Annotated in this window: 17 protein-coding genes; 4 read left to right on the top strand and 13 right to left on the bottom strand. The window is 58.5% G+C overall.

The window, feature by feature from the left end; genetic code table 11:
* Positions 1 to 40: 40 nt before the first annotated feature.
* The 9 genes from L1073_RS08830 to L1073_RS08790 form a co-directional block, all read right to left on the bottom strand.
* The gene (locus tag L1073_RS08830) at positions 41 to 1,246 is read right to left on the bottom strand and encodes a benzoate/H(+) symporter BenE family transporter (RefSeq protein ID WP_246898537.1); all 1,206 of its coding nucleotides are present in this window, start codon (positions 1,244 to 1,246) and stop codon (positions 41 to 43) included.
* A gap of 148 nt (positions 1,247 to 1,394) precedes the next feature.
* Positions 1,395 to 2,636 (bottom strand): benzoate/H(+) symporter BenE family transporter, encoded by a 1,242-nt coding sequence (locus L1073_RS08825; protein ID WP_246898536.1) that lies wholly within the window; start codon positions 2,634 to 2,636, stop codon positions 1,395 to 1,397.
* Positions 2,637 to 2,682: 46 nt separating this feature from the next.
* Positions 2,683 to 3,462 carry a benzoate diol dehydrogenase BenD gene (benD, locus tag L1073_RS08820; protein ID WP_246898534.1) on the bottom strand — a complete coding sequence of 260 codons (780 nt, stop codon included), beginning with the start codon at positions 3,460 to 3,462 and terminating at the stop codon, positions 2,683 to 2,685.
* Positions 3,459 to 4,487: a benzoate 1,2-dioxygenase electron transfer component BenC gene (benC, locus tag L1073_RS08815; protein ID WP_246898533.1), complete on the bottom strand. Its 1,029-nt coding sequence runs from the start codon at positions 4,485 to 4,487 to the stop codon at positions 3,459 to 3,461. Before benC ends, benD begins: the two co-directional genes overlap by 4 nt.
* A gap of 28 nt (positions 4,488 to 4,515) precedes the next feature.
* Positions 4,516 to 5,001: a benzoate 1,2-dioxygenase small subunit gene (benB, locus tag L1073_RS08810; protein WP_246898531.1), complete on the bottom strand. Its 486-nt coding sequence runs from the start codon at positions 4,999 to 5,001 to the stop codon at positions 4,516 to 4,518.
* Positions 4,998 to 6,383, bottom strand: a complete 1,386-nt coding sequence (locus tag L1073_RS08805; protein WP_246898530.1) for a Rieske 2Fe-2S domain-containing protein — start codon at positions 6,381 to 6,383, stop codon at positions 4,998 to 5,000. Before L1073_RS08805 ends, benB begins: the two co-directional genes overlap by 4 nt.
* A 69-nt stretch (positions 6,384 to 6,452) precedes the next feature.
* Positions 6,453 to 7,427: a catechol 1,2-dioxygenase gene (gene catA / locus L1073_RS08800; protein ID WP_246898528.1), complete on the bottom strand. Its 975-nt coding sequence runs from the start codon at positions 7,425 to 7,427 to the stop codon at positions 6,453 to 6,455.
* A 74-nt stretch (positions 7,428 to 7,501) separates the two neighbouring features.
* Positions 7,502 to 7,792, bottom strand: a complete 291-nt coding sequence (gene catC / locus L1073_RS08795) for a muconolactone Delta-isomerase (protein ID WP_246898527.1) — start codon at positions 7,790 to 7,792, stop codon at positions 7,502 to 7,504.
* Between the two features lie 33 nt (positions 7,793 to 7,825).
* A complete protein-coding gene (locus tag L1073_RS08790; RefSeq protein WP_246898525.1) occupies positions 7,826 to 8,944 on the bottom strand; it encodes a muconate cycloisomerase family protein in 1,119 nt (372 codons plus the stop codon).
* A gap of 102 nt (positions 8,945 to 9,046) precedes the next feature.
* Here L1073_RS08790 and L1073_RS08785 point away from each other — a divergent pair, with 102 nt between their 5' ends.
* The 3 genes from L1073_RS08785 (at position 9,047) to L1073_RS08775 (ending at position 11,985) form a co-directional block, all read left to right on the top strand.
* Positions 9,047 to 9,949 (top strand): LysR family transcriptional regulator, encoded by a 903-nt coding sequence (locus tag L1073_RS08785; protein WP_246898523.1) that lies wholly within the window; start codon positions 9,047 to 9,049, stop codon positions 9,947 to 9,949.
* A gap of 105 nt (positions 9,950 to 10,054) precedes the next feature.
* A complete protein-coding gene (locus L1073_RS08780) occupies positions 10,055 to 10,822 on the top strand; it encodes a trimeric intracellular cation channel family protein (RefSeq protein WP_246898521.1) in 768 nt (255 codons plus the stop codon).
* Between the two features lie 62 nt (positions 10,823 to 10,884).
* Positions 10,885 to 11,985, top strand: coding sequence for an NADH:flavin oxidoreductase/NADH oxidase (locus L1073_RS08775; RefSeq protein WP_246898520.1), 1,101 nt, complete (start codon positions 10,885 to 10,887; stop codon positions 11,983 to 11,985).
* A 175-nt stretch (positions 11,986 to 12,160) separates the two neighbouring features.
* Here L1073_RS08775 and L1073_RS08770 read toward each other — a convergent pair whose 3' ends face one another.
* The 3 genes from L1073_RS08770 to pobA form a co-directional block, all read right to left on the bottom strand.
* Positions 12,161 to 13,252, bottom strand: a complete 1,092-nt coding sequence (locus L1073_RS08770) for an NAD(P)-dependent alcohol dehydrogenase (RefSeq protein WP_246898518.1) — start codon at positions 13,250 to 13,252, stop codon at positions 12,161 to 12,163.
* Between the two features lie 110 nt (positions 13,253 to 13,362).
* A complete protein-coding gene (locus tag L1073_RS08765) occupies positions 13,363 to 14,835 on the bottom strand; it encodes an aldehyde dehydrogenase family protein (protein ID WP_246898516.1) in 1,473 nt (490 codons plus the stop codon).
* Between the two features lie 142 nt (positions 14,836 to 14,977).
* A complete protein-coding gene (gene pobA / locus L1073_RS08760) occupies positions 14,978 to 16,165 on the bottom strand; it encodes a 4-hydroxybenzoate 3-monooxygenase (RefSeq protein WP_246898514.1) in 1,188 nt (395 codons plus the stop codon).
* A 166-nt stretch (positions 16,166 to 16,331) separates the two neighbouring features.
* Here pobA and L1073_RS08755 point away from each other — a divergent pair, with 166 nt between their 5' ends.
* Positions 16,332 to 17,216, top strand: a complete 885-nt coding sequence (locus L1073_RS08755) for a helix-turn-helix domain-containing protein (protein WP_246898512.1) — start codon at positions 16,332 to 16,334, stop codon at positions 17,214 to 17,216.
* 28 nt (positions 17,217 to 17,244) lie between these two features.
* Here L1073_RS08755 and L1073_RS08750 read toward each other — a convergent pair whose 3' ends face one another.
* A complete protein-coding gene (locus tag L1073_RS08750; protein WP_246898510.1) occupies positions 17,245 to 17,961 on the bottom strand; it encodes a GntR family transcriptional regulator in 717 nt (238 codons plus the stop codon).
* Positions 17,962 to 18,039: the final 78 nt, after the last annotated feature.

The following is an 18,039-nucleotide window of genomic DNA, read 5'->3' as shown; positions in this document are numbered from 1 at the left end:
GTCTGTCCGCATCGCCCACCCAGCCCCATACCGGATAGCTTCAACGCGAGCTATCGGATATTCGAGACGATTCTTCTCGAGTGTCGAAACGACGGTGCAGAACGTTATAGGCGACGCCACCAATCATCACGCCCCAGAAAGCCGAGCCCAGTCCTAAGAAGCTAACGCCCGAGGCAGTCGCCAGAAAGGTGATAACCGAAGCCTCCAAATAATCCTTGTGAGCAGCGAAGGCACTCACGTTACTCGTAATGGCTCCGATCAGCGCCAAACCAGCCAGAACAGCTACGAACTCGCCTGGTAGCGAGGTGAACAGCAACACGATGGTGCCAGCGAAAGTGCCGCCGATCAGGTAGAAGACGCCATTGGCCACACCCGCCACGTAGCGCTTATTCGGATCTTCGTGGGCATCCTTACTGGTGCAGATTGCCGCCGTAATGGCGGCGACCACGGTGGTAATACCACCGAAGAAAGCCGTGACGAAAGACGTCAGACTAGCGACGGTGACAATTGGCCGAGCCGGGGTATCGTAGCCAGAGGTGCGGAGTATCGCCATACCCGGCAAGAACTGCCCGCTCAGGCTAACCAGTACCAGCGGGATAGCCAGGCTCAGAGTGCCATGCCAAGTCCACTCGGGCTGGATGAACTGGGGGGAGGCCAACTCCAACGTTACGCCTTCGAGGCTTGCACCTTCCAACGTCATAGCTAAACCAACGCCGACAACCAGCAACACTACCAAGCAATAGCGCGGCGTGAGGCGCTTGAATACCAGATAAGCCAGCAGCATACCGATTACCAATGCAGGCACCGCAGCCAGCGACTCGAAGACCCCCACGCCAAATTGGAACAGAATGCCGGCCATCATCGCGCTGGCGATACCCGGCGGGATCAGTTGGATGATCCGATCGAAGGAACCAGTCACACCGATCATGAAGATTACCACCGCAGCGGTCAGGTAAGCGCCTACCGCCTCCCCCAGCGATAGTTCAGGGAACAGGCCCACCAATAATGCCGTTCCCGGCGCCGACCAGGCCGTCACCACCGGCACCTTGAGCCAAAGGCTTAGCCCGATGCTGGAGATAGCGGCACCGATCGAGATCGCCCACACCCAGGAGGTCATCATGGCACTCGATATTTCAGCGCTCTCGGCGGCCTGAAAGAAGATGGCCAGCGGCCCAGAATAAGATACCAGCACCGCCACAAAGCCGGCAGTAATAGCGGGTATTGACCAATCTTTATGTAAATTCATTACATTGATCCTTGTTCGCGGAATAACGTGGGATTCCAAAAATCAACAGAAGCAAAAAAGGGCCCGCGTCACCCTCTCGGACGCGGGCCAAGGAAAATATCAGCCGGATAGTTTAGGGATCTTGAAGGCGGGAAGGCTCAACCAAGAGTCACACTGCGGATTCATTGGTTTTAGGGCGCACAAACTCGAAGTCCTTGGTCTCGAAAATCAGCGACACCAACACACCGAGTACGAGGGCCCAGAAAGAAGCGCCAATCTCCAGAATCTGGAGCCCAGAGGCAGCAATAAGGAAGGCAAATAACGCCCCCATTTCATGCTTCTTGCCAGCGAAAGCAATCGACATGGCGGATGTGATGACACGCACCAAGGCTAGGCCCGCAATAATCGCGATAAAGTAGCCTGGAGTGGCCTCGATCAAGCTCACGACAAAGCCATAAAAAGGCGCACAAACCACGAAAATCGCCCCAGCGATTACTGCTGCTACCCAACGCCCATCATGGCGGCCAGCCTCGGGAGAAGCACAGACCCCCGTCATGGGAGCCGCTATACAAGTGCTATGGAGATTGAAGAAAGCCGACACCATGGTTCCGAGCCCGCCCACGGCAGTGATGGCGTTGGCTGGTGCACTCTTATAGCCCATCCCTTTGACCAAACCGATACCAGCAGGCGTTTCCATTCCCACCAGAATGATGGCCAAAGGTAGGCCATAGGCCAAGAAGGCTCCTAGTGTGAACTCAGGCACTACGAATTCGGGAAAGCGCATCGAGAATTCGACACCCGAAAAATCAACTCCTGTCGTCATCAGATAGGCCATACCGGCCAACATGGCCACAATCAATGGCGGGACCTTACGCAGAAAGCGCGACGAGACGAAAAAAGCCAGGATCATAATGGAGGCAGGTAGCATGGCGTGCTCGAGTGGATCCACCATGTTGAGGCCGAAGCTTAGTAAGATGCCCGCAACCATGCCCATCACGATAGGCATGGGTATCAACCGCATGACCAGCGACATCACTCCTGTCAGACCTGCCACCAGCGCGATAGCACCAGCGATCAGGGTAGCCCCAAGAGCAGCCTCGAGCCCGACCACCGGAATAATTGCCGCGAATAGAAGTGCCCCCGGAATGGAGTTGGCCATGGGAAGCGGCAGCCGATAATAGGCGGGCATGAATAGCCCAAACAGGCCGTTGATCATCAGGTAGCTAATGACCCAGATCATGATGAAGGAAGAATCTAGACCCGCAGCCGTGCCAGCACTAATATGCACGACTCCAACGCTGAGGCCCAAGATACCGGCTACCAGACCAGTACTAGCATTTTCTAAATTGAGATCGCGAAGGAAATCGCGAGGCGCGCGCCGCAGGCTTACGCCCTTCTCGATATGCTTCATGGTGTGCTCCAAAATATTGTTATGTTTGAAATTGAGCCGACAAAGACTAGCCCTGATCACCACCCGCCACCGGCAAAACGCTACCCGTGATATAGTTGGCGTCGCTTGATGCCAAAAAAAGAATCGGGGCAGCCATTTCATCCAATGTGCCGTAACGCTCCATCAGGCAGCTCTGTTTGGTCTGATCGATATGCGCTTGGAACCAAGCCTGCTCCGTCTCGTTGCGCGGCTCTGGCGTGCCCCGCGAGATTTTGCGCGGCGGTGCCTCGGTACCGCCCGGTGCAGTGGCCACCACGCGAATGCCGTGCTCGGCATATTCGAAGGCCAGCGAGGCGGTCATGGCGTTGACGCCCCCCTTGGCGGCCGAGTAAGGAATACGGTGGATGCCACGGGTCGCCGCCGAGGAGACGTTGACGATCACACCGCCACCCTGCTCGACCATCGTCGGCAGTGCCGCCCGACAGCACCACAGCGTTGGCATCAGCGAGCGTGTGATTTCAGCAGCGATCTCGGACTCGGCGAACTCGGTGAAAGGCTTGAAATTGATCGCCCCGCCGACGTTGTTGATCAGCACGTCGATCCGGCCGAAATATTCGACCGTACGAGCCATCACGTCCTCGGCACCTTCCCAGGTCTCGAGATCGGCCTGCACGGCGATGGCTTCCATACCCTGCTCGGTCAGCCCAGCCACCACCTCATGGATAAGCTCGGCACGGTCGACCAGCACCAACCGCGCGCCCTCCTCGGCGGCGCGTTCGGCGACCCGTTGGCCAATGCCCTGGGCCGCCCCGGTGATCACCACCACCTGATCTTTAAAGCGCATCATGCTGCCTCCTCAGAGGTCTGATTAGGAGTGAACTTCTCGTAGTGAAAGCTCACCGGCTCAATATTCTGCTCGCGGAAATACTTGAGCACGGCATCGACCATCGGCGGCGGTCCACACAGGTAGACGTCCACATCACCCTCATACAGGACATCCGCATCCATGTGGTGTGTCACGTAGCCCTTGCGTGGATGTTCGCTGGCCTCGTCGGCAACCACGGTGGTGTAACTGAAATGGGGCAGCTGCTGGGCGTAGGCGTCGAGCTTATCGAGTTTGACGAGATGCTCGTCACGGCTGACGCCGTAGATCAGGTGGACCGGTTGGTCGCAGCCCTTCTCTTCCAGCACTTCGAGCATGGAAAGCAATGGCGCCAATCCCGTGCCACCGGCCAACATCAGCAAGGGGCGCTTCACGTCACGTAGATAAAAGCTACCCAACGGCCCGGTCAGGGTTAGAGGATCACCGGACGTCGCCGTACGGGTGAGATAACCGCTCATCAAACCATCTGGTACGTTGCGAATCAGGAAAGAAGCCCGCTTGTCACCGGGACGCGAGCTAAACGAGTAGGAACGCGTTTCTTCGCTGCCCGGCACCTGAATATTGATGTACTGGCCGGGTAGGAAAACCAGTTCAGCATCCTCATCCAGATCGATCATCAGTTCGATACTATCTTCGGAGAGCGACTCGACATGGGCCATCCGGCCAGTGACCTCGCCGACCTGGGTCTTGCAAAGAGTCGAGGCCACCGGTACCTGGATGACGCAATCGGAAGACGGCACCATCTGACAGGTCAGTACCTTGCCCTCAGCTTCTTCCTCTTCGGAAAGGGCCTCCTCCAGATAGTCGTCACCCATGTCGAAAGCGCCTTGCTCGCAATGGCCCTTGCAGGTCCCGCAGACGCCGTCGGAACAATCCATCGGTAGATTGATCTTTTGGCGGTACGCAGCATCGAGCACCGTCTCCTCTGCCTTGCAGGTAATGAATCGGGAGACACCGTCCTCGAAATTAAGCGCAATAGTGTAGCTCATGGTCGTTCTCCTCCCACCGGGTCGGTACTCAGACGTGATAGACGTCAATGACCTGGTGGATGTAATCGTTGTTGAGGATTACCGTCTTCCGCTCGATCAGCGGGGCGTCCCCAGACACGTCCAATGTGTAGAAGGACGTGCCGAAATAAGCGTTGGTCTGCTGGTAACGATGACTCAATGTGTGCCAGTTGAAGCGCAGTTCTACCTTGCCACCCTCCTGGCTAAGTATTTCCAAGTTGGAGATCTGGTGGGTGGTACGCGGCTCGGGAAGACTGGTCGCCCCGGAACGTTCGGTCTTGATCCGGTAGACGCGATCCTCCAGTCCCTCACGATTGGGGTAGTAAATCAGCGAGATCTCGGCCTGCGGATCGCGGGTCAACTGGTCATCGTCATCCCAGGCCGGCATCCAGAACACGGCGCTCTTGCTGTAGCACGCGAGCCACTCATCCCATTGACGATCGTCGAGCAGACGCGCCTCGCGGTAGACGAAAGCCTGAATATCGAGATAGTTCATGCGGAAGTCTCCTCCTCAGCGGATGCCGTGGCGATGAACTGGCTGCGTTCCTTGTCGATGGCACGCAGCAGCTCATCGACCCAGTGCTTGTGATGCAGCACGTAAAGCCCTTCGTCCTCGGGCGATGCCCCACTCAATAGCGGCTTCATGTCGATGGCTTTGGCATTTTCATCGGCACCTTCGACCCACTGTTTGGCACCTCGGGAAAGATCATTCCACTCGGCATCGAGACCGGCATAACCGTTCTGACAAGCCCGAAATTCCTCCAGGTCATCAGGGGTACCCATGCCACTAACGTTGAAGAAGTCCTCGTACTGGCGAATACGCAGCGCGCGGTTCTCGGCCGACTCTCCCTTCGGCGCGAAGCAATAAATAGTCACTTCGCTCTTGTCCACGGCTAACGGCCGAATGACACGGATTTGAGTAGAAAACTGGTCCATCAGGTAGACGTTGGGATACAAGCACAGGTTACGGGTCTGATTGACGATGGAGTCGGCACGCGCCTCGCCGAACTGCTCCTCGATCCAGTCTTTCTGAGAGTAGACTGGACGCACCTCGGGATTGAGCAAGCGCGTCCATAGCATCATGTGACCATTCTCGTAGGAGTAGAAACCGCCCCGACTCTTCGACCAACCATCGGCATCCACTGCTTTGGTGCCGCCAGCATCGTAATTACGGCGATCCATCGTCGAGGCGTAGTTCCAATGCACCGTACTGACGTGGTAGCCGTCGGCGCCATTCTCGGCTCCCAACTTCCAGTTGCCGCTAAAGGTGTAAGACGAGGTACCACGCAGGATCTCGAGCCCTTCCGGCGCTTGGTCGACGATGTTGTCGATGACCTTGGTGGTTTCGCCTAGGTGGTCGGCGAGCGGCTGGACATCCGAACTCAGGCTACCGAATAGGAAGCCTCGATAGTTTTCGAAACGTGCGAGGCGCTTGAGGTCATGAGAGCCGTCCTGCTTAAAGCCATCGGGATAGGCACCGGCCTTCTCATTCTTGGCCTTGAGCAAGGTCCCGTCGTTTTTGAAGCTCCAGCCATGAAAAGGGCAAGTGAAAGTGCCCTTGTTGCCGCGTTTCTTGCGGCACAGGGTCGCGCCACGATGCGCGCAGGCATTGATCAGGGCATGCAATTCGCCCTGTTTGTCACGGGTAATGATCACCGGCTGGCGGCCCAGGGTCACGGTCATGTAGTCACCTGACTCGGCGATCTGACTTTCATGGCCCAGGAACAGCCAGTTGCCTTCGAAGATGTGCTTCATCTCCAGTTCGAAGTAGTCCGGGTCGGTGAAGATGCTGCGGTGAACGCGGAAGATACCCTGGTCGGCATCATCGACGACGGCACCACGAACGCGCTCTTCGAGACGATCAAGTTGTGAGGTCATAGCCAATTCCTCGATTGCTTTATGGGTACGCTTTCAGCGGGTCGCGCTAAAGCGTCGCGATGAGGCCCATCAGACCTTGGCAGTGCTGGCCAACTGACTGGCAGCATCCTGCTCATCTTCCTTGGCACGGGCACGCTTATGGCGAACTTGCAGCTCGGATGCATCGGTCTGGGCCAATTCGATATCGAAGACCACTTCGATAAACGGTCCCTCCAGGCCACGCTTTTCAGCTTCCGCCGCATCCTCGATATGCCGCCCCTCAACGACCAACTCCTCGCGAGTGGCGAAGGCGAAGTCGTCAAAGGTATAGGGGTCGCCAGCCAGATTGATCTGGGTCGTGAGGTGCTGATAGTCAGGTGCAGAGATGAAGTAGTGGATGTGCGCCGGGCGCTCGCCGTGACGACCCAAGGCCTTGAGTACCACGTCGGTGGGAGCGCCTTCCGGCACGCCGTAGCCAGAGGGGACAATGCTGCGCGCGGTGTAGCGGCCTTCGCTGTCGGCGTAGATGGTGCGACGCATGTTGTACTCGCTCTGGGTCGGGTCGAAGAACGAGTAATTGCCCTTGGAGTTGCAGTGCCAGATCTCGACCTTGGCGCCAGGAATCGGGGTGCCGTCGATGTCACGTACCTGGCCGGTCAGCCACATCACCTCGGCATCAAGATCGCTGCCGTCATCCATGCGCGCGAAACCTTCGGCCTCGGGGGCACCGGCGACGTAGAGCGGCCCCTCGATGGTGCGCGGCGTGCTACCAATCCGCTTGGCCTCGGCATCGATAGCGTCCTGACGCATATCCAGATAATGGTCGAAGCCCAAGCCCGGTGAGAGCAAGCCAAACTGGGTCTGACTACCCAAAGCGTTGAGCAAGTTGACAGCAGTCCAGTACTCTTCCTGAGTGACGTCGAAATCGTCGATCAACTTGAACAGATCGGAGAGAAAGCGGTGCATGATCTGCTTGGCGCGCTCGCTGCCTCCTTCTTGATCGAAGCCGCTGATAGTGTTCAGGAAATCCTGTACTGCTTGGGTATCGTAGATCTTGACAGTCATGGTCATTGCCTCACTTGTTATAGTCTTGGCTTTCTATGAGTTGGCGTGATGAAGCTCGTTAGAGCCTTGGCTACTCAGGCGTCACCGTCTTGAACGGACGATGGATGCCGACACAACGGTTTGACGTGGATTTCCATATAGGGAAACAGCGGCAAGCCACTAATAATTTCCTGAAGCTCAGCGTTGTCCTCGACATCGAATACGCTGACGTTCTCGTAGCTACCGGCCACTCTCCACAGATGGCGCCACTTACCGGCATGTTGCAGTTCTTGGGCGTAAGCCTTTTCCTTCGCCTTGATCTCGGCAGCCTGATTCGACGGCATATCCGTAGGCAATTTCACGGTCATTTGCACTTGAAATAGCATGGCGCGCTCCTCTTCGATCTTTGACGTCGCGGATTACTTGCGCGAATAGTGGGTAAGCTTGTCTTCGTCGAGAGTAATGCCGAGACCAGGGCCGGCCGGCAGTTCGACGCCGAACTCGTGATAGGAAAGCGACTCGGCGACGATATCGTCTTCGAGCAATAGTGGGCCGAACATCTCGGTGCCCCAGGCCATCTCGGGAAGCGTCGACCAGGCATGTAGCGCGGCGGCCGTGCCGATCGTGCCCTCGAGCATGGTGCCGCCATAGAGCTCCATGCCGGCGGCCTGGGCCAGGTGAGCCAACTCCAGCGCCGCCAGCGGCCCACCCGACTTGGCGATCTTCAGTGCAAAAGCCCCACTAAAACCACCGCACACCAGATCAAGACCGTCACGCGTATCCTGCACCGCCTCATCGGCCATCATCGGCACATTGAAACGTCTGGATAGACGGATCATTGCGGCCTTGTCACGGGCGTCGACCGGTTGCTCAATCAGATCGATGCCGGCGTGTTGTAGCTTAGCGATGCCACGTACTGCAGTGGACTCATCCCACGCCTGATTGATATCGACTCGAATGCTGGCCTGCTCCCCCAGCTCCTCCTTGATCATGGCAACGTGATTCACGTCCTGGTCGACCGGGTTGGCACCAATTTTCAGTTTGAAATCGCAATGGCGACGATCACCGAGGCGCTGAAAAGCTTCCTCGATATCTTTCTGCGTATCGCCGCTGGCTAACGTCCATAGCACTGGCAAATGGTCATGATTTGTCCCACCAAGCAAGGTGGAAATACTTACCCCCAAGCGCTTTCCCTGAGCGTCCAGCAATGCGGTTTCCAGCGCCGACTTGGCGATGGCATTGCCGCGTATATGACGAGTCATACGCGCCCGAAGTGCATTGATATTGGTCGACGGCTGCCCAATGAGCAGCGGCGCTAGGTAGGTATCGATATTGCACTTGATACTCTCAGGGCTCTCGGGGCCATAGCTTAGGCCACCGATGGTGGTGCCTTCACCCAATCCTTCCACCTCGTCGCTGTGGCGCATGCGCACGATGACCAGCGTTTGGCATCCCATAGTGGCCATCGACAGCTTGTGCGGCCGAATCGTCGGCAGGTCGACGAGTTGAGTTTCAATATGTTCAATGACAACGGACATGGGGGCTCCACCACGGATATTTTGTCTTGCCCCAAAGTCTTGCTTGTTTGGCCTAGCCCCAACCAATATTGTTTGAGTGACTAGCCATACTCAGGAGGTATCATGGAGCTACATCACTTGCGCTGCTTTTGTGCTGTTGCCGAAGATCTCAACCTCACTAAAGCGGCACAAAAGCTGCATATGGCTCAACCACCTTTAACAAGGAAAATCAAACAGTTAGAAGAAGAAATGGGCGCTCAACTATTTGTCCGTCAGGCACGAGGATTAAGCCTGACACCGGCCGGACAATTCTTTTATGAGCATTCCCTACAAATACTTGATAAGTTAGATACGACTATCCATGCCACAAGGCGCATGGTACGCAGCAAGCGCGCGTTATTCGGGGTTGGTTTCGTGCCTTCCGTGTTTTATGGGCAACTTCCCTCCCTCGTGCGGCAACTTAGACAAAATGATGATGTCGAGCTGACACTTGCAGAGCTCACCACGGTTCAGCAGATCCAGGCGCTCAAAGCGGGACGTATTGATATCGGCTTCGGTCGTCTGCGAATCGACGACCCCGAGATAGAGCAGGAAGTATTGTTCGAGGAGCCAATGGTGGCCGCTGTCCCCACGGGCCATATATTAGAAGGTACCCAGCCCACCATAGCGGAATTATCAAACTACCCGATGGTACTTTTCCCAGCCTCACCACGCCCAAGCCTGGCGGATATCGTGTTGGGGTTGTTTCGTCGACGAGGCATGAAAGTCAATGTCGTGCAAGAAACCAACGAACTCCAAACGGCGTTAGGGCTCATTGCCTCGGGCTTCGGTATCACCCTGGTTCCCGAACAAGTTCGCCGCCTTCAACGCGATGGCATTTCGTATGTCTATCTCGCCGACACCGATATCACCATTCCCATCATATGCAGCCGACGAAAAGGCGAACCACTGACGCCGATCATGCAAGAAACCAACGCTATTCTAGAGGTCTTGGTCGAAAACCGGCGCAGCGGGCGTTACCCATGAATATGTCGATCGGGTTGCTAGACACGGTCGACAATGCCTGATGTTTTTTAAAATTTTCTCACTGTCTCCAGGAGATAAAAGAAGAAACCGCCAAGGAGTACCAAGGTGATAGAGTGGATTTATTGGCTGGATTTAGCCGGTGTGATCGTCTTCGCACTCTCGGGGGTCATTCTTGCTTGTCGCTCGCGAATGGATCCCTTCGGCATGCTGGTACTGGCCGCGATGACCGGCATCGGCGGTGGTACCTTGCGCGATCTATTACTTGGCATCCGCCCGGTGTTCTGGGTTACCGATCCCACCTATTTATGGGTGATCATCATCACCGTCGTGATATCGATCGTCGGCTTTCATTACATTCATCGGTTATCGCGCATCGTTTTGCCCGTACTCGACGCCTTCGGACTCGCCATCTTCACCATCATAGGCGCTCACAAGGCATTAGCCTTGGGCCATGGAGGTACCGTAGCGGTCTTAATGGGGCTCCTAACCGGTGTCGCGGGCGGAATGCTACGTGATGTGCTCGCAAGACGAGTACCCATGGTGCTGCGCCAGGAAATTTATGCGACCGCCTCTATTGCAGGTGCTTGGACCTACGTCATCCTGTACAACCAACCCATCCATCCCCACGCCACTATCGCTCTGCCTATTCTGGTGATCTTGGCGCTGCGCCTGAGTGCCATCTACTGGCATCTCTCTTTGCCGGTATTCGCCTGGATCACTTCGCCAGCCGAAGCCTCATCTCGAAGCACTACATCTCAAAGCACTACATCTCAAAGCACTACGCACAACGCAACACCGGCGCAGAAAGGGGTAGAAAAGAAATCACGCCCTAAAGCCCGCGTGCGGATGCTCTCGCCCAAACGACGTAGATAGCCATTGCCAAATAATTGTTAGCAAGCTACATTCTTGCCATCATTCGCTTCAGGAACGTTTTCATGGCATCCTCTAAGCTTTTCTCGCCGCTAACGCTCGGCGATCTCGAATTGGCCAATCGCATCGTCATTTCACCGATGTGCCAATACTCCGCCGACGCTAACGGCAGCATGACCGACTGGCACACGATCCATCTCGGTAACCTGGCGCTCTCCGGCGCAGGGCTGTTGATCGTCGAGGCCTCCGCCGTCGCGCCGGAAGGACGCATCACCTCCGGCGATGTGGGGCTTTATTCGGACGATAACGAGCAGGCAATGGCGCGTGTACTCGAGTCGATTCGTGCCCATTCGCCGATGCCGGTCGGCATCCAGTTGGGTCACGCGGGTCGCAAGGCGTCCTGCCAGGCGCCCTGGGACGGCGGCGCGCAACTCAGCCTCGATGAAGGCGGCTGGCAGACCGTGGCGCCTTCCGCCATCGCGTATCAGGACGGGCAACGTCCGCCACAAGCGATGAGCCTTGCTGATATCGAGCAGCTCAAGGCGAACTTCGTCGCCTCGGCCCAGCGCGCCGAGCGTCTCGGCTTCGAGCTGATCGAACTGCACGCGGCACATGGCTATCTATTGCATGAGTTCTTGTCGCCGCTTTCGAATCAGCGCGACGACGCGTACGGCGGTAGTCTGGAAAACCGCATGCGAATCGTGCTGGAGATCTTCGATGCCGTGCGTGAGGTGTTCCCGGACGACAAGCCAGTGGGTATCCGCATCTCCGGAAGCGACTGGGTCGAAGGCGGCTGGGATCTGGAGCAGAGCGTCGAATTGGCCAAGGCACTCGACGCCCGTGGCTGCAGCTTCATCGACTGCTCCGGCGGCGGTCTCGATCCGCGCCAAACGCTCGATGTCGGCCCCAACTATCAGGTGCCGTTCGCTCGTCGCATGAAGCAGGAGGTCGCCATGTCGGTGATCGCGGTGGGACTGATCACCGAGCCGGAACAGGCCGAAGGCATCGTGTTCAGCGGTGAGGCGGACGCTGTTGCCCTGGCCCGCGGCATGCTCTTTGATCCGCGCTGGCCGTGGCACGCCGCCGCCAAGCTCGGCGCCAGCGTCCACGCCCCGAAGCAGTATCTGCGTAGCCAGCCGCATACGCTGAAAAAGCTGTTTGGCTAACGCGACATTCAAGCGTCGTAGGCGTGTTGAGGCGGCCCGCCCCGTTGCAACGAAGCGGGCCGCTTGTTTCCACGCTCGACCTCAATACCTCACCACGACCACATCACAAACTAGAACGGATACTGGCGCGGCTCGTGCTGTAGCGTGATCCAGCTCTTCCAAGACGCGTATGAATCTATGAATTCATCCGCACCACAGGCTTGATGGTCTTGCCGGACTTGGAATCCGAAAACGCGTCTTCCAATGCGTCGAACTCATAAAACGTAATGAGCTTATCGAAGGGAAATTGCCCCTGGCGGTAGTATTCGATGAGCTGGGGGATAAACACCTTGGGCACCGAATCTCCCTCGATAACGCCCATCATGGTCTTACCTTCCGCCATCAGGTCATTGTGAACATCCAACGTGACTTCCGGGGTCACGCCAACAATGGCCAGCTGCCCCAGGGGACGCAACGCATGCAGCCCCTGACGCACGACCTGCGGCACGCCGGTCGTTTCGACAGCGTAGTGCGCGCCCGCGCCGGTCACGGCGCGAATCTCTTCTACCACGTCCACCTGGCTGCCGTTGAAAGCGTGCGTGGCCCCCAACTCCTTGGCGAGGGTCAGGCGGTTATCGTGTACGTCGACGGCGATGATCCGTGAACAACCGGCGATACGCGCCGCCATGATGGCGCTCAGCCCAACCGCACCGCAGCCGTAGACCACCAGGCTGCTGCCAAACGCGGGTTTGAGGCGGTTGAAGACCGTGCCGCTCCCCGTCTGGATACCACAGCCCAGTGGTGCCAGCACACCCAAATCGAGATCCGGATCCACCTTGACCACGTTGCGCTCATGAACCACCGCGTGAGAACCGAACGACGACTGTCCAAAGAAGGTGGAGACCTCTTCGTCCCCATGGTGCAGATAGCAAGCCCCATTCTCGGCACGACCACCGAAGTTCAATTCATTCATGCGCATACAAGCACTCGGATACCCGGTCAGACAGTGCTCGCATCCACCGCAATGGGCGAAAGACAGGACGACATGATCCCCCGGCGCAAACGCCGTGACTTCGCTGCCCACGGCCTCGACGATGCCCGCACCCTCGTGGCCTAGCACCACAGGGAATGGCGTCAGCCCCATCTCGCGCGCCACGGCATCCGTGTGGCATACACCCGTGGCCACGATCCGCAAGCGCAGCTCCTTGGCTCCCGGCTCGGTCAATGCCAAGGTTTCCACAGAGAAAGGTTCGCCCTTGCCTCGGGTAACGGCCGCTTTGATTTGCATGGAAGGTTCCCCACAACAGTTTGGTGAATGCCCCTCGCCATCCTGTGGTGGAGGCGCATGATTACCGGGCCACGATACGGCCCGGTGGTGTCGTCATTACCGCATGCAAACTAGAACGGATACTGGCGCGGCTCGTGCTGTAGCGTGATCCAGTGTTCGGTGGTGAATTCATCGATCGCCCAGTCACCGTTGAAACGGCCCAGGCCGGAGTTCTTTTCACCGCCGAACGGCGCATGCGGTTCGTCGTTCACAGGAATATCGTTGACGTGGGTCATGCCCGCCTTGATGTTCTGCGCAAAGCGTACGCCGCGTTCCAGGTTCTGGGTAAAGACCGCGCTGGAGAGGCCAAACTCGGTGCGATTGGCCAGTTCCAGCGCATGCGCTTCATCGCGCGCTGACTGAATACCCACCAACGGCCCGAAGATTTCTTCCTCGGCGATTTCCATTTCTGCCGTGACATCGCCGAACACATGCGGGGGCAGCACGTTGCCTTGTGCCTCGCCGCCGGTCAGCAGTTTAGCCCCTTCGGCCTGCGCCTTGGCGATCTTGGTCTGGAGTCCATCCAACTGCTTGGCATTGATGATCGGTCCCACGGCGGTCTCGGCATCGGCGGGATCACCGTAGCGCAGCGCCTTGACGCGTTCGACGAAGCGCGCCGTGAACGCCTCCAGCAGCGGTGCTTCGACGATGATGCGATTGATCGCCATGCAGATCTGGCCCTGGTGCAGGAACTTGCCCATCACCGCCGCATCGACCGCTTGCTCGACATCGGCATCCGCCAGCACCACGAAGGGGCTGTTACCGCCCAGCTCCAACGCGACATGCTTGAGATGCTTGCCGCCGCTGGCCAGGCGCCCGATGTTGAGGCCCACCGGCGTCGACCCAGTGAAGGTGATCAGCGACGGCACGGGATGCTCGACGAAGGCGTCGCCGATCTCGGAACCGGCGCCGACGAGGACGCTCAACACCCCTGCCGGCAGCCCGGCTTCTTCAAAGATGCGCGCCAAGAGCAGTCCCCCGGTAATGGGCGTGTCGCTCGCCGGCTTGATGACCACCGCGTTACCTAACGCCAACGCTGGCGAGACCGAGCGAGCGCTCAGGTTGAGCGGAAAGTTCCAGGGGCTGATGACGCCCACCACGCCCAACGGCGCCCGATAGACACGGCTTTCCTTGCCGGGGATGTCCGAGGGCAGAATACGCCCGTGCGCCCGCGTCGGCATGCTGGCCGCTTCCTGAGTGATCGCCCGCGCCGCGCCCCATTCGATCTGCGCCTTGATGCGGGTACTGCCGGATTCACGGATGATCCAATCGATGATCTCGTCACGGCGCTCATCGAAAATCGTCACCGCCCGGCGCATGACATCGCCGCGGGCGTTGGGACCCATCGCCGCCCATTCGGCCTGGGCCACCTGGGCTTGGCGGTAAGCATCGTCCAGGTCCTGCCGATCGGCCATGGCCAACTCGAGCAATGTCTCCCCGGAATACGGATTGGTCACGCTCAGACGACGCTCGGCGCGGCCTTGCCGCCATTCTCCCGCAATCGGCTGGGTATCCTGGCCGGCAAACAACGGTGCTTGTGTCATGTCTCTCACCTCAATCGACGTACGAAGACGCAACCTCGCTGGGTCGCGTCGCTGTCATGCGAGACTAGCCGGGCATTTAATACGCAGACTAATAGTAATACCCAATGGTCTCGATACATGGCGACTTCGCCGCAACACCCGCTCAAGATTCCAGCGGCTCGTAGGGCAAGCCCACGTAGTTCTCGGCGATGGTGGTCAAGCCTGCCTCGGAGCCAGTGACATAGTCCAATTCGGCTTGCTGCATGCGAGAACCAAAGTCTTCTTCCTCGGAGAACTTGTGGAGGATCGAGGTCATCCACCACGAAAAGCGCTCGGCCTTCCAGACGCGCTTGAGGCAGGTCTGGGAGTAACGCGGCACCAAATCGGTGCGGCCTTCGTGATACACCTTGAGCATCAACCGGTACAGCGTATTGACGTCGCTGGCCGCCAGGTTGAGTCCCTTGGCGCCCGTCGGCGGCACGATATGCGCAGCATCGCCGACCAGGAACAGGCGGCCGTATTGCATGGGCTCGACCACGAAGCTGCGCAACGGCGCGATGCTCTTTTCCAGAGAGGGCCCCGTCACCAGGTTGGCGGCAACGTCCTCGGGGAGACGACGCCGGAGTTCGTCCCAGAAGCGTTCGTCCGACCAGTCCTCGACCTTTTCTTCCAGCGGTACCTGCACGTAATAGCGGCTACGTGTCTGGGAGCGCATGCTGCATAGGGCGAATCCCCGCTCGTGGCGGGCATAGATCAACTCGTCGGAGACCGGCGGCGTATCGGAGAGCAATCCCAGCCAGCCAAACGGATAGACGCGTTCGAAGGTCTTCAGCCGGTCTTCGGGAATCGACTGGCGCGAGACGCCGTGATAGCCGTCACAGCCCGCGATATAGTCGCAATCGAGCCGCCGCGTTTCGCCGTCCTTCTCGAAGGTCACGTAGGGTGCGCCACTATCGAGATCGTAGGGCTGCACGTTATCCACTTCATAGAGGGTCTGACCGCCCTCGGCCTCGCGCGCTTCCATCAGGTCACGCGTCACTTCGGTCTGGCCGTAGACCATAACCTGCTTGCCGCCGGTATGCCCCGCCAGGTCGACACGCACTCGGCGATTGTCGAAGGCCAGCTCGACGCCATCGTGCGGCAAGCCTTCTTTGTCCATGCGGCGGTCGACACCGGCTTCGCGCAGCAGATCGACCATGCCCTGCTCGAGCACACCGGCACGAATGCGGCTCAAGACGTATTCGCCGCTGCGCCGCTCGAGGATGACGTTGTCGATCCCCACGCGCTGCAGCAATTGCCCCAACAGCAGCCCCGAGGGGCCGGCACCGATGATCGCGACTTGGGTTTTCATGGTGATCTCCTCTTATTCGGCGCTGAGCGTTGCTCAGTCATCGGGTTGCATTTTTCACCGATAAAAAGCCACGAATAAGACAAAATCCCCGGATGATTTTATACTTTCCCAAGATCAGTACGTAACTTTGGTCGAAGTATCGACCTTCGTCGAACAGGAAAAGGGCATGACGACACGGCAACAAGGTGCCATCCCGGTCTTTCAACTCTATGGCGAGACGCATCAATGGCCGACGCCGGACCTGCTGCACTGTGAGTCCATCGCCGAACGCAGCCGTCTGCACGACTGGCACATACGTCCGCACCGCCATGCGGATCTGGTGCATGTCCTGCATATCGCCCATGGTGAAGTCCGCTTGACCTTCGATGACGACGTGCAGCGCGTCCAGGGGCCGCTGCTGATCGTCGTCCCCGCGATGACGGTGCATGCGTTTCGCTTCTCGCACGATGTCGATGGCCACATCATCACCCTGGCGATGCCGCTGGCGACCCATATCGCCGATACGTTGCATCCCCAGGGCCAGGTGCTGGCGCGTGCGGGGTTTTATCCATTGGCCGAACAGGCCGAACGCGCCCCCATCGCCACGCTCGTTGCCCAGCTCGATGCCGAGTACCGCCAGCCGGCCGAAGGGCGCGATGCCTTGCTCGAGGCCTTGCTCAACAGTTTGCTGGTTCTTGCCTCACGGCGTGCCACGCGTCGCCAGGCCCGCCGTTCGCGTCATCATGAACGCGGCGAGGCACACCTCGCCCGCTTTCAACAGCTCATCGAAGCGCACTACCACCAGCAGCCCAGCATTCCCGAACTCGCCGCGCATCTAGGCATCAGCAGCGCACACCTCAGCGCGATCTGCCAACGGCTGGCGGGACGCAGCGCCCAGCAGTTGCTGCACGAGCGGGTGCTTCTCGAGGCGAAGCGTCACTTGACCTACACCAACATGACCATCGGTCAGGTCGCTGAAAGGCTGGGCTTCAAGGAACCGGCCTATTTCACGCGCTTTTTCAAACGCCACGTCGCCTGCTCACCGAAGGAATTCCGCCAACGTCAGCCATAGCCTCACCAGCGCTTTGGATCCAAACACGTCATGTCGTCTCCGACGCACGCCCCACTTCCCCCAAACCGAAGAGCGTGCCGTAACGCAATCCGATATAGGCATGCTCGCGCATCAGCATCTCGGCCCGCGCCCCTTCACCACGCGACAAGGCCTGGAATACCAACTGATGTTGAGCGTGCGCCATGCGCAGTTTTCCGTACTCCCGGTCCAGTACCGCATCATCAATGATGATCGAGTCGGCCGAGGCGAAGGGCAGATGGTCGTTACGGGCAATCGCATCGTGGATGACGCGGCTGCCGGTCGCGCCGACGATGGCACGGTGAAATTCCTGATTGAGTGTCGCCCAGACCTCGATATCCGCCTTGACCAGATGCCCTTTTTCCAGCAACGCCTCGCCCCGCGACAAGCAGTCCCGTAGCTGCGCGCCGACCTCTTCGGTCACCCCCTGCTCCGCCAGGCGTCGCGCCGCCAGCCCCTCGAGCGCACCGCGCACTTCCACCGCACAGAGCACGTCTTCTTCCGAGAATTGGCGCACCACATAGCCACGCGTGCCGGTCTTCTGCAGCAGCCCCTCTTGCTCGAGCGTACGAAAGGCCAGGCGCACCGGCATGCGCGAGACCTGAAGCCGCTCGGCGACATGCAGCTCCTTGAGGCGTTCGCCAGGGGCGTAGACCCCTTCGCTGATGAGCTTGCGCAGACTGGCGATGACATTAAGGCGACCATTTTTTTCCGATTTTTCCGGCATCTACGCGCTCCTATCGATGGCTCGCTCTCTGGATCCAACTAAAGGATAACTTGACGTCAGGTAGGTCAAAAACCTTTA

The sequence above is a fragment of the Chromohalobacter nigrandesensis genome, from assembly GCF_023061285.1.
In the GTDB taxonomy this organism is placed as follows: domain Bacteria; phylum Pseudomonadota; class Gammaproteobacteria; order Pseudomonadales; family Halomonadaceae; genus Chromohalobacter; species Chromohalobacter nigrandesensis.
The sequence above is the reverse complement of the archived record's forward strand: the minus strand, read 5'-3'. Positions and strand labels throughout refer to the sequence as shown.

Excerpts from the sequence above, each read along its gene's own strand:
- L1073_RS08830 (WP_246898537.1), bottom strand. The coding sequence starts at position 1,246 with ATGAATTTACATAAAGATTGGTCAATACCCGCTATTACTGCCGGCTTT.
- L1073_RS08825 (WP_246898536.1), bottom strand. The coding sequence starts at position 2,636 with ATGAAGCATATCGAGAAGGGCGTAAGCCTGCGGCGCGCGCCTCGCGAT.
- benD (WP_246898534.1), bottom strand. The coding sequence starts at position 3,462 with ATGATGCGCTTTAAAGATCAGGTGGTGGTGATCACCGGGGCGGCCCAG.
- benC (WP_246898533.1), bottom strand. The coding sequence starts at position 4,487 with ATGAGCTACACTATTGCGCTTAATTTCGAGGACGGTGTCTCCCGATTC.
- benB (WP_246898531.1), bottom strand. The coding sequence starts at position 5,001 with ATGAACTATCTCGATATTCAGGCTTTCGTCTACCGCGAGGCGCGTCTG.
- L1073_RS08805 (WP_246898530.1), bottom strand. The coding sequence starts at position 6,383 with ATGACCTCACAACTTGATCGTCTCGAAGAGCGCGTTCGTGGTGCCGTC.
- catA (WP_246898528.1), bottom strand. The coding sequence starts at position 7,427 with ATGACTGTCAAGATCTACGATACCCAAGCAGTACAGGATTTCCTGAAC.
- catC (WP_246898527.1), bottom strand. The coding sequence starts at position 7,792 with ATGCTATTTCAAGTGCAAATGACCGTGAAATTGCCTACGGATATGCCG.
- L1073_RS08790 (WP_246898525.1), bottom strand. The coding sequence starts at position 8,944 with ATGTCCGTTGTCATTGAACATATTGAAACTCAACTCGTCGACCTGCCG.
- L1073_RS08785 (WP_246898523.1), top strand. The coding sequence starts at position 9,047 with ATGGAGCTACATCACTTGCGCTGCTTTTGTGCTGTTGCCGAAGATCTC.
- L1073_RS08775 (WP_246898520.1), top strand. The coding sequence starts at position 10,885 with ATGGCATCCTCTAAGCTTTTCTCGCCGCTAACGCTCGGCGATCTCGAA.
- L1073_RS08770 (WP_246898518.1), bottom strand. The coding sequence starts at position 13,252 with ATGCAAATCAAAGCGGCCGTTACCCGAGGCAAGGGCGAACCTTTCTCT.
- L1073_RS08765 (WP_246898516.1), bottom strand. The coding sequence starts at position 14,835 with ATGACACAAGCACCGTTGTTTGCCGGCCAGGATACCCAGCCGATTGCG.
- pobA (WP_246898514.1), bottom strand. The coding sequence starts at position 16,165 with ATGAAAACCCAAGTCGCGATCATCGGTGCCGGCCCCTCGGGGCTGCTG.
- L1073_RS08755 (WP_246898512.1), top strand. The coding sequence starts at position 16,332 with ATGACGACACGGCAACAAGGTGCCATCCCGGTCTTTCAACTCTATGGC.
- L1073_RS08750 (WP_246898510.1), bottom strand. The coding sequence starts at position 17,961 with ATGCCGGAAAAATCGGAAAAAAATGGTCGCCTTAATGTCATCGCCAGT.